The sequence below is a fragment of the Anaerotignum sp. genome (genome assembly GCF_017483025.1).
Taxonomy (GTDB): domain Bacteria; phylum Bacillota; class Clostridia; order Lachnospirales; family Anaerotignaceae; genus Anaerotignum_A.
In genome coordinates, this window is sequence record NZ_JAFUMA010000010.1 from 122,007 (window position 1) to 135,334 (window position 13,328).

Annotated in this window: 8 protein-coding genes and 1 other annotated feature; of the genes, 2 read left to right on the forward strand and 6 right to left on the reverse strand. The window is 42.9% G+C overall.

What is annotated here, in order from left to right:
- Window positions 1-200: 200 nt before the first annotated feature.
- Together IJ369_RS01005 and IJ369_RS01010 are read left to right on the forward strand one after the other, a co-directional pair.
- Complete coding sequence (locus IJ369_RS01005; protein WP_290714959.1) at window positions 201-746, forward strand: NADH peroxidase; 546 nt, start codon at window positions 201-203, stop codon at window positions 744-746.
- Window positions 747-835: 89 nt separating this feature from the next.
- Window positions 836-3,754, forward strand: a complete 2,919-nt coding sequence (locus IJ369_RS01010; RefSeq protein ID WP_290714961.1) for an insulinase family protein — start codon at window positions 836-838, stop codon at window positions 3,752-3,754.
- A gap of 394 nt (window positions 3,755-4,148) precedes the next feature.
- Here the strand turns inward: IJ369_RS01010 and IJ369_RS01015 are convergent, their stop codons facing one another.
- The 6 genes from IJ369_RS01015 to trhA all read right to left on the reverse strand — a co-directional run bounded on the left by IJ369_RS01015 (window position 4,149) and on the right by trhA (window position 13,207).
- On the reverse strand, window positions 4,149-5,288 hold the full coding sequence (locus tag IJ369_RS01015; RefSeq protein WP_290714964.1) for a murein hydrolase activator EnvC family protein: 1,140 nt from the start codon (window positions 5,286-5,288) through the stop codon (window positions 4,149-4,151).
- An 80-nt stretch (window positions 5,289-5,368) separates the two neighbouring features.
- Window positions 5,369-6,043, reverse strand: coding sequence for a 4'-phosphopantetheinyl transferase family protein (locus IJ369_RS01020; protein ID WP_290714966.1), 675 nt, complete (start codon window positions 6,041-6,043; stop codon window positions 5,369-5,371).
- 73 nt (window positions 6,044-6,116) lie between these two features.
- Window positions 6,117-8,528, reverse strand: coding sequence for a leucine--tRNA ligase (gene leuS, locus IJ369_RS01025; protein ID WP_290714969.1), 2,412 nt, complete (start codon window positions 8,526-8,528; stop codon window positions 6,117-6,119).
- A gap of 66 nt (window positions 8,529-8,594) precedes the next feature.
- Window positions 8,595-8,822 (reverse strand) — a binding site (T-box leader).
- Between the two features lie 90 nt (window positions 8,823-8,912).
- The gene (locus IJ369_RS01030) at window positions 8,913-10,739 is read right to left on the reverse strand and encodes an ABC transporter ATP-binding protein (protein ID WP_290714971.1); all 1,827 of its coding nucleotides are present in this window, start codon (window positions 10,737-10,739) and stop codon (window positions 8,913-8,915) included.
- The gene (locus IJ369_RS01035; RefSeq protein WP_290714973.1) at window positions 10,732-12,468 is read right to left on the reverse strand and encodes an ABC transporter ATP-binding protein; all 1,737 of its coding nucleotides are present in this window, start codon (window positions 12,466-12,468) and stop codon (window positions 10,732-10,734) included. Before IJ369_RS01035 ends, IJ369_RS01030 begins: the two co-directional genes overlap by 8 nt.
- 115 nt (window positions 12,469-12,583) lie before the next feature.
- Window positions 12,584-13,207 (reverse strand): PAQR family membrane homeostasis protein TrhA, encoded by a 624-nt coding sequence (gene trhA / locus IJ369_RS01040; RefSeq protein WP_290714976.1) that lies wholly within the window; start codon window positions 13,205-13,207, stop codon window positions 12,584-12,586.
- Window positions 13,208-13,328: the final 121 nt, after the last annotated feature.

Here is a 13,328-nt window from a genome sequence, read left to right on the forward strand (position 1 = left end):
TAGAAAGAAAACAGGCAGGACTGTATCCTGCCTGTTTCATTTTTTGCAAAAGAGCACATAGATAATTCAAAATAAAATTCCTAGTTTTTTTATCATATTTCTATTGACAAAATAGATTTTCTAATTTATAATGATTATTAGATAAGATAATTTATCAAATTTAAAAATAGAGTAGAGAGAGTTTTAAGGAGGAAAAAGTTATGAAAAAATTTGTATGTTCTGTATGTGGTTATGTTCATGTTGGTGATTCTGCTCCTGCAGAATGTCCCGTTTGTCATGTTGGCGCCGATAAATTCGTTGAACAGAAGGAAGGCGAAATGGAATGGGCTTGTGAACACGTAATTGGTGTTGCACAGGGTTCTCCTGAGGATATCATGATGGATCTGAGAGCAAACTTCGAAGGCGAATGCACAGAAGTTGGTATGTATCTGGCAATGGCTAGAGTTGCTCATAGAGAAGGTTATCCCGAAATCGGTCTGTATTGGGAAAAAGCGGCTTGGGAAGAAGCTGAACACGCTGCTAAATTCGCTGAACTGCTGGGCGAAGTAGTAACAGACTCTACAAAGAAAAATCTGGAACTGAGAATCGATGCTGAAAACGGCGCAACAGCTGGTAAATTTGATCTGGCTAAGAGAGCGAAAGAATATAATCTGGATGCAATCCATGACACAGTACATGAAATGGCAAAAGACGAAGCTAGACACGGCAAAGCATTCCTGGGTCTGTACAACAGATACTTCAAATAATTATAAGGAAGTCCAAAGGGCGGGAGAACATCCCGTCCTTTTTGTGTTATAATAACATCATAAACATATTCCAATGAAGGAGGTATTATATGGCTGAATTTGACCTTAATCAGACCTATCATGGTTTTACATTAGAAAAAATTGAAGACATCAGCGACGTCCACAGCACTGCATATCTTTTTTTTCATGTGCAGAGCGGGGCACGCTTATTATATCTGAAAAACAGCGATAACAACAAAGTTTTCAATGTGGCATTCAAAACACCACCCGCCGATGATTGCGGCACACCCCATATTCTGGAACATTCCGTTCTTTGCGGCTCCAGAAAATATGAAGCAAAAGACCCTTTCAACGAACTGGCGAAGGGCTCTCTGAATACGTTCCTGAACGCTATGACCTATGCAGACAAGACCATGTATCCCATTGCCAGCTGCAATGAAAAGGACTTCCATAACCTGATGGATGTCTATATGGATGCAGTCTTTTTTCCGAAAATTTATGAAAAAAAGGAAATTTTCCAGCAGGAAGGCTGGCGCTATCTCCTGAAGGATATAGATGCTCCTCTAGAAGTGACGGGTGTTGTATACAATGAAATGAAAGGGGCGCTTTCTGACCCCGAAAGTCTGCTGAGCGGAGCTATTTCCCGTTCCGTTTTCGGAAAAACAACGTACGGCTTTGAATCCGGCGGTGACCCTGCCGCCATCCCTAACTTAACATATGAAAAATTCCTGGATTTTCACAGGAAATATTATCATCCCTCCAACGCCTATTTCTATCTTTATGGCGATATGGAGCCTTTAGCATGCCTGCAGCATATCCATGAAAGGTATCTGGATGGATTTACGCGGAGTTTTGCTCTGCCTACGATTGGTGAAACAGAATGTCTGAAAAAGGGCAAGATCATCCATGAAACCTACCCTGTAGGTGAAGAAGGCGATGAAGGCAGTTCTTATCTTGCATATAATATAAAAGTAGGAAAATGTATTGACCGTGAACGCATTACAGCGATTCAGATTTTATCTTATGTTCTGCTGGAAACAAACGGTTCTCCCATCAAAAATGCATTGATGGAGGCAGGAATTTGTCAGGAAACAGAAGGCTGGTTCGATTCTTCCGCCTACGAAATGGTATTTAGTATCGTTGCAAAAGACGCTGCAGCAGAAAATGCAAATGCATTTATTCGTATTGTTGAAGAAGAATGCAGACGCCTTGTTGCCGAGGGCCTCCCCAAAGATTTACTGCGAGGGGCTTTGCGAAAATATGAATTCCTGCTGAAGGAAGCCGATTATGGTACAACACCAAAAGGCCTTGTTTATTGCTCAGCTATGATGAAAAACTGGCTTCATGGGGAAGACCCCTGCGATGGTCTGCGTTTCCTTGAAACCATTGAAAAACTGAAGAAGGGCAGTGGGGAAGGGTACTTTGAAAAACTGATCGAAGAAGTATTCTTAAATAACGAAGATAAAACCTATGTTGTTTTCACTCCCGAAAAAGGCAAAGCCCAGAAGGAAGCTGAAGTCTTTGCTTTACGTATGGCAGAGCGCAAAGCTGCTATGACAGAAGCAGATTTTGCAGGGATCAAAGCAGACACGGAACGACTGGAACTCTTCCAGAAACAGGAGGATTCCCCTGAAATTCTGGAACAAATCCCTCTGCTGGAAATCTCTGAAATCGATGAAAAGCCAAACCTGGTAAAATATCAGCAGGATACATTAAAACAGGGAAATCCTTTGCTCTTTGTACCTGTGGAAAGCAATGGCATCCTGTATCTGAAGCTGATGTTCGATACTTCCGCTGTTCCTCAGGAATTGCTGCCATATGCAGGCATTCTGACCGATTTATTAGGAAAACTGGATACAGACAAATATTCCTATCATGAACTACCTACCGTAAAAAATCAGGTGTTCGGCAGTTTCTCCCTGCATAATAACATCTATAATAAGGATGCTTCTGCGTATCGCTCCTTCGTAACAATCAAGGAAAAACTCTTGAAAGAAGATCTGGATACAGCCATTGCGCTGACAGAAGAAATTCTGCTCCATACAAAATTCGACTGCGTAGAAAATATGAAGAAAATCGTCAAATCTGCGAAGATCAAAGGGGAAAATGAACTGCTGAACAATTCCCATTATTTTGCCATTTTCTACAGCGGCAGCAATTTATTTCCCGGACAGCGTATCGAAGATATTACCAGCGGTATCCGCTATTATCGTTTCCTATGCGAAATCGATGCCAAACTGGAAAAAGACCCTGCGCCCGTTATCGAAAAATTAAAAGAAACAGTAGCGATCCTTTTTACACAGCAGAATATGGATGCGGCCTTGGGCAGTGAAAAAGAGGATTTTGACAGAACGAAAAATGAACTGAATATGTTTCTGAATAAACTTCCCTCCAGAGAGCAGGAAAAAGCAGTATACCATTTTGATACCCAGCCCGAAAAGGTCGCTTTCACCAATTCCGGTGGTGTGTTATATAATGTTACTTCTTTCGACTATCAGAAGAACGGTCTGGTTTACCATGGTAAATATCAAGTGCTGAAAACCATCATTAACCTGGAATATCTTTGGAATAAAGTCCGTGTACAGGGCGGGGCCTATGGCTGTGGCTGCAAATTTATGAGAAGCGGTTTCAGTTATTTCTATTCCTATCGAGATCCCAATCTGAAAGAAACCTATAATATTTACCAGAGCCTTACTGAAGATATCCAGAACTTCATGGCGGATGAACGGGAAATGACAAAGTATATCCTGGGCACCGTCAATGGACTGGACCAGCCAAAGACAAGTATGGATCAGCTGAATGAAGCTATCAGCAAATTCTATAAAGATATCACAGATGCAGATCTGATTCGGGAACGACTGGAGATCCTGCGAACAACGGCTGATGATATCCGCGGCTGCAAAAATCTGCTGGCATACATTGACTGTACAAATATCTGCAGTATTGGCAATGAACAGAAAATCAAAGACAACACAGATATATTTACAAAAATCGAGTCTCTGATTTGATACTATGAAATAAAGAAAAAGAAATAAAGAAAAGTGTTTGAGAAAAACTCAAACACTTTTTCTATATTTGTAAAATCAGATAGTGCTATAGCAAAATATCTTCAAAATGAGAAATTTGGCAACCATCCAAAGTTATTCTCCCTGAAAAGGGGATACACAAATTTATTCGCAAAACGATACTTTTACGAAATTATACACATAGAACGATAAACTGATTGCTATAGCAATTATATATATATTTACATAATTAAATTATGGTAACCCTGTATGCTTTGATACTTTCAGCGAAGAAATTTCTACTCTTCCATACTGCTTTCCCGTATAATCGGAACAACATTTTTATTATATAAAAACAGGATGACATCGTTTGACATCATCCTGTATCTATATTCTATTACAGATAATTATGAGGGTTTACAGCACTGCCGTTTTTAGATACTGTAAAGTGGCAATGGTTACCTGTAGACCAACCGGTACTGCCGCATTTCGCGATCTGCTGACCGCGGCTGACCTTCTGACCCTTCTTAACAACCAAGGAAGAATTGTGTCCATACAGCGTTGTCAAGCCACTGCCGTGGTCAATGATGATCGTATAACCATAACCGTTCATCCAACCGGCATATGTAACGGTACCCGCTTCTGCCGCAACGATCGCCGTACCATAGCCACCGGGAATATCCAGACCATTATGGAATTCACGTTTGCCGGAAATAGGACTTGTTCTATAACCAAATTCACTACTAATGCGGGAATATCCAGGAACAGGCCATGTAAACTGACCGTTACCGGAATAAACTGCTGTAGGGCTGCTCAAAGCATTCATCTGGCGCAGGATCGCTGCATCATTTGCTTCGTTGGCTTTGACCAGTTTTTCATATTTCGCCAGGTCGCTTTCATAGGAATCCCAGATTGCCTTTTTCTGAGCAACTACTTCATTCATTTCATCTACTTTTTCCTGCTGGATCGCTACGACCGCTTCCTGTTCTGCATGGTTTTCAGCAATTTCATCGGTCTTTTCCTGGATCGTTTCCTGAATCTGTTGTAATTCATCCAGAATTTCCTTATCGTAGCCCATGATATCATTTACGTATTGCATACGCAGGAACAAATCGGAAAAGCTCTCTGCTTCAAAAAGGATCTCCAGATAACCGCTGGAGCCTTTCTGCTGCAGGAAGCGCATTCTGCTTCCCAGCAATTCAAATTGCGCATCACGCTGTTCTGTTGCTTCTGCCAGTTCATTTTCCGCTTCCGTCAGACGTTCTGTCAGATAGTTCAGATCCGCTGTAGCTTCATCCAGTTCCGCCTGCATGCTCTGCAGACCCTTATCTAATACAGCCATTTCATCTTCCAGAGAAAGTTGCTTGTTTTTGATGCTCTCGATCTCTTTTTTCGCTTTATCTGTGCTGGCTGCAAGATTTTTACGCTTTGTCTGTAATTCAGAATATGTCGCCGCATTTGTACTATAAGCAGGGAAAGCACAAAATGCCACCACTGCAGCTAATGCAGCACATGCAAATCTTTTTATATTTTTCATGGTCTAAACCTCATTTTCTTATAGTTTACCTTATTATTATAAGGATTTGTTGACCTGTTTTCAACGAATTTCTGCATATTTTAAGGATTTTTTAAAGATTCCGCTGTAATTTCTTCAATTATTTCCGAAAAATTTCCTGTTTCATTGCAAATGCAGATGGCATACTGTGGAAGCAATTCCTGATATTCTTTGAAATGCAATATTTTTCCTTCGAATTTTACTTTATCAACAAGGATTCCGTCTTTTACGAAAGAAACCTGTTCCAGAGGCAGTCGCAGCCCTCGCCCATCCCATTTGATGAGACTTTCTTTTCTGGCCCATAAACGATAGAATATCTCTGCCCGTTCTGTTTCCGTAACCTCTTCCAGATATATTTTTTCCGCTTCGGTTAATATTTTTGTTGTTCTCATTGGTAGTTTTTCTTTTATCTGCTGAAGATCCACGCCAATGGGCGTGCTGGAAACAGCGCAAATAGCATAGTGTCCGGAATGAGACAGACTGAAATGGAAATCCTCCCCTTCTAAATAAGGCTTTCCGTATTCACCTGTTTTGATTTTCCCTTTTTTCTCTGCCAAACCGTATCTATCCAATGCAAAATACAACAACACCCCTGCGCCTAAAGAAAGTCTGGCAGGAACAGGATTTTTGAATTTCCTTATTTTTTCCATTCTTTCCGCAGAAATCATGGACATTCCCTGTTCAAACAATGCTTTATCTTCAAACATCGTTACATCCATATAGAGTATTTCCTTCATTTCCTGCCCTCCTTTCTTTAGGCACAAAAAGCAGAGCCAATCAATGGCTCTGCCTTCGTGTTATTTTGTTTGATTATTTTACGATCAGGTTCACGATCTTGCCGGGAACATAGATTTCTTTTACAACCGTCTTGCCTTCGATCTTGGAAGCCAGAACTTCTTTTGCCTGTGCCAGTGCTTCTTCTTTTGTAGCATCCTTAGAAACTTCCATTTTGCCTCTCAGCTTGCCGCCAATCTGCAGAGCAATCTCAACGGAATCCTGAACCAGTTTGCTTTCGTCAGCTTTAGGCCAGCCAGCATCGAATACTGTACCTTCATGGCCCAGTTCTCTCCACATTTCTTCTGCGATATGAGGTGCGAAAGGTGCCAGCATTACTGTCATTGTTTCCAGCGTTGCTTTGGACAGGCCGCCTTCTTTTTTCGCAACATCCATCAGTTTATTTGTGGATTCCATGAATGTGGATACGATCGTATTCATCGCCAGAGATTCTACACGTTTTGTTACATCCACGATCATCTTATTTACGATAAATTCTTCTTCTTTTGTTGCTTCTTTGTTTGTATCGATGTTGTTATAAACCATTTTCCAAACTCTGTTCAGGAAACGGAATACACCGTCGATACCGCTGTCGTCCCAGTCGCAGTCCAGTTCAGGGGGACCTACAAACAGTTCGTACATTCTCAAAGAGTCACAACCATATTTTTCAACCAGTTCGTCGGGAGAAACAACGTTGCCCAGAGATTTGGACATCTTGCCGCCGTTCTTTGTGATCATACCCTGGTTGAACAGTTTCAGGAAGGGTTCATCGAAAGGTACTGCGCCGATATCATACAGGAATTTTGTATAGAAACGAGCATACAGCAGATGCAGTACAGCGTGTTCGATACCACCAACGTACAGGTCGATGGGAGCCCATTTTTTCAGAGCATCCATGCTTGCCAGTTCTTTGTCGTTGTGAACGTCTGTGTAACGCAGGAAATACCAGCTGGAACCTGCCCACTGAGGCATTGTGTTTGTTTCGCGTTTTGCAGGCTTGCCGCAAACAGGACATGTTGTATTTACCCATTCATCGATGTGTGCCAGAGGAGATTCGCCTGTTTCTGTAGGCTGATAGGATTCTACTTCAGGCAGCAGTACGGGAAGCTGATCTTCGGGAACGGGAACAGCACCGCAGCAATCACAGTGGATGATGGGGATAGGTTCGCCCCAGTATCTCTGTCTGGAGAATACCCAGTCACGCAGTTTGTAGTTGACTGTCTTTCTGCCCCAGCCTTTTTCTTCCATCAGGAAAGGTACTTTTTCTTTTGCTTCGGAAACGGTCATACCATTCCAGTCGCCGGAATTGATAACGATACCTTCGCCAGTATATGCTTCTTCCAGTTCGCCCATATCTTTGCCATCGGGAGAGATAACAGGGATAATAGGCAGATTAAATTTCTTCGCAAAGTCAAAGTCACGCTGGTCGTGCGCTGCTACTACCATGACAGCACCAGTACCATAGTCTGCCAGTACATAGTCTGCTACCCAGATAGGAACTTCTGCGCCGTTTACAGGGTTGATGCAGTAGGAACCTGTGAATTCACCTGTTTTTTCTTTATCTGTCATACGGTCTACGGAAGATTTTGTGGATGCATCGTAGCAGTATTTATCAACAGCTTCTTTACATTCAGGTTTTACCAGTTTATCCAGACCATCGTATTCGGGAGCCAGTACCATACATGCTGTACCATACAGTGTATCAGGTCTTGTTGTATATACTGTAATCACTTCGTCGGAATCTTTTACTTTGAAGTCAACTTCTGCACCGTAGGATTTGCCGATCCAGTCTGTCTGCATTTTTTTAACTTTATCAGACCAATCCAGTTTCTTCAGGTCTTCCAGCAATCTGTCTGCATAAGCTGTGATCTTCAGCATCCACTGGCGCAGGTTTTTCTTTGTAACAACGGAACCGCAACGTTCATGCACACCGCCGGCAGCTTCTTCATTTGCCAGTACGCATTTACATGTGGGGCACCAGTTCAGAGGCATTTCTTTTTCATATGCCAGACCTTTTTTGAACATCTGAACGAAGATCCACTGTGTCCATTTGTAGTAGTTGGGATCTGTTGTATCTACTTCTTTGTCCCAGTCATAGATGGCAGAAATTTCATGCAGCTGTCTCTTTGCATTCTGAATGTTTGCGTCTGTAGAGATTCTGGGATGTGTGTTTGTTTTGATGGCATAGTTTTCTGCGGGCAGACCAAATGCGTCCCAGCCCATGGGATGCAGTACCTGATAGCCCTGCAGCACTTTATAACGGCTTACAACGTCAGACAGAACATAACCTCTCCAGTGGCCTACATGCAGACCGGAACCGGAAGGATAAGGGAACATATCCAGGCAGTAAAATCTGGGTTTTACGTCATCTTCTTTGTTGATGGGGTTCTTTTCCCATTCTGCGCGCCATTTCTTTTCAATGGCTCTAAAATCATAGCGACTTTCCATTGTAAATTCCTCCTTAAGAAATTTTTGAGTTTCTTTTTTCACCGAATAAAAAAGCCCCTCGTCTCAGTTAGAGACGAAGGGACACTCCGTGTTACCACTCTAGTTTGCCCACAAGTCCTTTGTGCGCACGCTCAAAACCTATAACGGGGGCTGCCGCTGTATCCTACTGATGTCATACATGTTCGGTACAGAACTCCAAGGCCAGTTCTACTTTCTCTTTCTGTTGCCTCGCACCACCCGGCAACTCTCTGTAAGAAACTTCAAAAGCATACTCTTCCTCTTCAATGTCTTTACACAGATACATTTATATCATATTTACCAAAATAAATCAAGTATTTTTGGGAAACTTTTAAAAGAATACAATCTACATTATGCAAGATTTTGTTATACTGCTTCATTTTGGTCAAACTGATTTGTATACAGATTATAATAGAAACCTTTTTTCGCCATCAGCTGTTCATGGTTGCCTCTTTCGATGATTTCACCATGGTTGACAACAGCGATCAGATCTGCATCTTTGATGGTACTCAGGCGGTGGGCAATGACGAAATTCGTTCTGCCCTTCATCAAATTGTTCATAGCTTCCTGAATCTTCACTTCTGTTCGGGTATCAACACTGCTGGTGGCTTCATCCAGAATCAAAACAGAAGGATTCGCGAGGATCGCCCTGGCAATGGAGATCATCTGTCTCTGACCCTGGCTCAGGTTGCCGCCGCCGTCTGTCAGCAGGGTATCATATCCATCGGGCAGTCTGCGGATGAATTCATGGGCATTGGCCAACTTTGCCGCTTCCTTGATTTCTTCGTCTGTGGCATCCAGTCTGCCGTAGCGGATATTTTCCTTGATGGAATCTGTAAACAGATAGGTATCCTGCAGAACGATGCTCAAGGCAGAACGCAGGCTGTTTCTCTTCGTTTTATAGATATCATGTCCATCGATGGTGATGGAACCGCTGTCGATATCATAGAATCTGGTCAGCAGATTAATGATGGTCGTTTTCCCTGCCCCCGTGGGGCCAACAAAAGCGATGGTCTGTCCGGGTCTCGCATACAGATTTACGTTTTTCAGAATAGGATGACCTTTTTCGTAGGAAAAGTTTACATCTGTCAGTACGACATCACCCTCTATCTCGCCCATTTCATAAGCATCGGGTGCATCTGGTTCCTCCTCCTCTTCATCCAATACTTCGAATACACGTTCTGCACCAGCCATTGCAGACATAATCATGTTTACCTGATTCGCCAGTTCTGTCAAAGGTTTTGCAAACTGTTTGGAATAAATGATAAAATTGGAAATAATCCCCAAGGTCATGCCGCTTCCTACGATCATCAGAATACCGCCTGTGGCAACAACGATGGCATAAGTCATATTGTTGATTGCTGTCATGATAGGGCCAATGGAACCGGAAAAAATTTCTGCACGAACACTTTTATCCAGCAATTCATTGTTCAGCTTTTCAAATTTTTTGATCTCTTCCTCTTCCCGACAGAAAACCTTTACGACCTTCTGTCCCGAAACGATCTCTTCGATATGGCCGTTCAAAGCCCCCAGTCGATTCTGTTTGTCTTTAAAATATTTTCTGGAATGTTTTGTTACCCATTTTGTCATAACCAGCATCAGCGGAATGGTCACAACTGTGGCAACGGTCAGAGGAATACTCAGATATATCATCATACAGAAAGTACCAATGACTGTCAGGATACTTTGCAGGATCTGAGAAACGCTGCTGTTCAGGCATTGGGAAACATTATCTACGTCGTTTGTCACGCGGCTCATCAGTTCGCCGTGAGTGGTTTTATCGAAATATTTCAAAGGCAATCTCTGGAATTTTTCAAAAATCTCTCTGCGCAATACTGCGACTGTCTCCTGCCCCACCTTCAGCATCAGATAGCTCTGCACCCAAGTAGCCAGGGAAGAAAACAGGTAGAATATCAAAAGCGTCACACAAACCTTAAATAATCCTGTAAAATCAAAAACAGAAATATAATCATCGATGGCAATGCCGATCAGGCTTGTTGCAAAAACAGTACCTACTGTAGTAATGCAAATGCAAATGACAGAAATCAGGATCAGTGGCCAGAATTTACCCAGATATCCGCACAGACGATAAATCGTTTTTCTAGTATTTTTCGGTTTCCCGTGGGACATCATGGCGCGAGGACCACCAGGGCGAGGACCGGGAGGACCCATTTTCATCTTTTCATTACTCATCTGCCATCACCCCCTTCTTCATCTGAGATGCAAGAATTTCCTGATAATCTTTACTGGTTTCCATAAGATATTTATGGTTACCTTCTGCAACGATCTTGCCGCCGCTCAACACCAAAATTTTATCTGCATCTCTGACAGAGCTGATCCTCTGGGCAATGATGAACTTCGTACAGCCATTATGAGATTCCTTCATAGCCTGACGGATATTCTTTTCAGTCAGGGAATCCACCGCACTTGTACTGTCATCGAAAATAATGATATTGGGGTTCTGGATCAGCGCTCTGGCGATAGAAATACGCTGCTTCTGTCCGCCGGAAACATTAACACCTCTCTGCCCCAGTTCTGTCTCATATTTTTCAGGCAGCTCCATAATGAAATCATGAGCCTGAGCAGCCTTCGCTGCTGCGATGATCTCTTCTTCCGTGGCATCAGGCTTGCCCCATTTGATATTATCCCTGATCGTGCCAGAGAACAGGATCGTTTCCTGCAATACAACTGCTACTCGTTTCCTCAGGTCTTTGATGGCATAGTCTCTCACATCAATCCCATCCACTAGGATCTGCCCTTCCGTTACATCATACAGACGAGGCAGCAGATTCACTAATGTAGATTTACCGGAGCCTGTTTCTCCCAGGATACCGATGGTTTGCCCAGGCTCTGCAGTGAAGCTGATACCATCCAGAACGGGGTCGCCGCTGCCCATTTTATAGCGATAGGATACGTTTTTGTATTCTACCCTGCCTGCTGCGATGGCAGGATGCTTAGGTTCTGCAGGGTCTGCGATATCCACAACAGTATCCAGAATCTCAGACAGACGATCTGTAGAAACCTTTGCTCTGGAAATAAACATAAAGTTCATCGCCATCATCATGGTAGCCAGCATCATCTGCATCAGATATGTGATACATGCCATAATCTCTTCCACCGCCATGGTGCCCGCGTATGCCTGCAGACCGCCAAACCAAAGGATCGCGATGATCATACCATTTACCAGGATCATCATGGTAGGCATCATCAGCATCATGATTTTAAAAGCACTGACTGTGGTATCTTTATAGTCCTCATTGACATCATTAAATTTTTCCATTTCATAGTCATTGCGAACGAAAGCCTTCACAACACGGATACCTGCCAGACATTCCCGCATGACCGTATTTACCTTATCCAGTTTTTCCTGCACCAGTTTGAATTTTGGCATTGCCGCCCGCAGGATAACAAAAACAGCTATTGTCAGCAATAATACTACGCCTATGAACATCAGTGCGATCTTTATATTAATGCTGAAGGCCATAATGATGCTGCCCACACAGAGTAAGGGAGAACGCACCATCGTACGTAAACACATCATAATCACCAGCTGGATCTGGGTAATATCATTGGTCAAACGCGTAATCAGGGATGGTGTAGAAAAAGTATCGATATTGTGGAAGGAAAATTCCTGTATCTTTTCGAAGGCTGCCTTTCTCAGATCTGTCCCCGTTTTCTGGCTGACTGTTGCCGAGCAGATCAGACAGCCAATGCCGCCAAAAATACCAATGATTGCGATCACCAGCATGGCAATGCCTGTTTCTGCGATCAGAGCCGTGTTTCCCATACCGACCCCCTGGTTGATCATATAGGTCATGATCTTAGGCATGGAAAGTTCCGCTGCTACCTCCAGCAGCATCAGGATCGGCGCCAGGATCGCCAGCTTTTTATAGGGCTTCAAATATTCCCATATTTTCTTCATACTTTCACCTCTCAAACAAATAAACAATCAGGCATCTAAAGGTAGATGCCTGATTGTTTTATTTTAACACGTATGCATTTATTGGTCAATGAAAGAAGGATTAAAATCTCTGTTTTTACAGCACATACAGGAACATAAATGCAATATGGAATGCAGAGCCGATCATGACGAACACATGGAAGATTTCATGGAAACCAAAACTTTTTAAAATTGCCAGATTGGGTTTTTTCAGGGCGTAGATCAATGCGCCAACAGTATAAGCTATGCCGCCGCCCAGCAGGAACCAGAAGCCGCCCCAGCCAATAGCCTGCAGCAGAGGAACAAAGGCCGTGATGGAAAGCCAGCCCATTACAACATAGATCAGTGTAGAAAGCCATCTAGGTGCCCCCATCCAGAAAATCTTCATAAAGATACCAAATACAGCGATCCCCCAGATACCGATGAGCATGGCTGTGCCCCAGATACCTTTTAATGTAACCAGACAAACAGGCGTATACGTACCGGCGATCAGAACAAAGATCATCATATGATCGATGCGTCTTAAAAGCGCTGTTTTTTCAGGAGATAAACGCAGTGTGTGATAAATCGTGCTGGCACCATACAATAAAAGCAAAGAAACACCGAATACCGCAAAGCCGATCATGTGCAGTATGGTGCCTTCCGCCTGTGCTCGTTCCATCAAAATAATAAATACAGGAATCACTGCCAGAAACCCTATAAAATGCGTCAATGCACTCATCGGATCCTTCACCTGAAATTTCTCTTTTTATGCCATTGTCATTTCCATAATTTCATCCCCTCCACACCAAGTAGTTTTCGATACTACATCTTATTATATCGATATAATAACACGTTATTCC